The sequence below is a fragment of the Erwinia sp. MYb416 genome (genome assembly GCF_037479575.1).
GTDB classification, from domain to species: domain Bacteria; phylum Pseudomonadota; class Gammaproteobacteria; order Enterobacterales; family Enterobacteriaceae; genus Erwinia; species Erwinia rhapontici.
The window spans coordinates 2262-3075 of sequence record NZ_JBBGYT010000104.1; the positions used below are offsets into that span (position 1 = coordinate 2262).

General features: G+C 44.3%; 1 protein-coding gene. It reads left to right on the forward strand.

The features are described from left to right. Positions 1–132 precede the first annotated feature (132 nt). On the forward strand, positions 133–814 hold a 682-nt coding region (locus WH277_RS00935; protein ID WP_339503843.1), incomplete at its 3' end, for a type VI secretion system protein TssA.

The following is an 814-nucleotide window of genomic DNA, read 5'->3' on the forward strand; positions in this document are numbered from 1 at the left end:
ATAACATAGAACCGGTTTCTGGCATGAGCTTTGAACCAGAAATTTATTGCCACAGCTAAGTTATGATGTGGTTTTTATCATGTGTATGCCGGGGATGGGCATATATACCAGATGTTAATTAGGAGGGAGCCTGTGTCTGATACTATCATCACTGAAATAAGTCAATTTTACAGTGAATTTTTGCAGCCCGTATCGGATGAATTTCCATGTGGTGACAGTCTTGAGTATGACTCTGCCTTTATTCTTCTTCTGTCTAACATTCAACCGAAGCAGGGCGCTGAATACGGTAATTTTGTTGAACAGGCGGAACCTGTAAATTGGTCGGAAGTGCAGCGCGAGTGTGCTGCCCTGATGCAAAAAAGCAAAGATGTGCGTTTGTTTATTATTATGATCCGCTGTCGCCTACGGCAGATCGGTTTAGTGGCGGTAGAGGAAGGAATCACAGCTCTAAAAGCACTCATCGATATTTTCCCTGAACAGTATTACCCCTTATTGTTTGATGAAGGTGATTTTGAGCCAGTAATGCGGGCTAATGCATTTTCAGAACTGGATGATACTTCAGGGTTAATTACAGACTTAAGAAATCACAAATTGCCTAAAGCGGCGGGTCAGGTTATTGCTTTAAAGGATTTTGAGAAATCTTTCGCCACTCCTCGTGAGCCGGATGCGCTTCCCGAGGCGATGATCTCTGCAATGTTAGAGGAGTGGTATCAACAGGCTGATAAAGAGATTATCTCTTTGAGCCGTGCGGTGAAGTCTTTGCTGGCAATCCGGCACTCCTTAAGGGACAGCCTCGGTGAAGAAACTCCCGAGC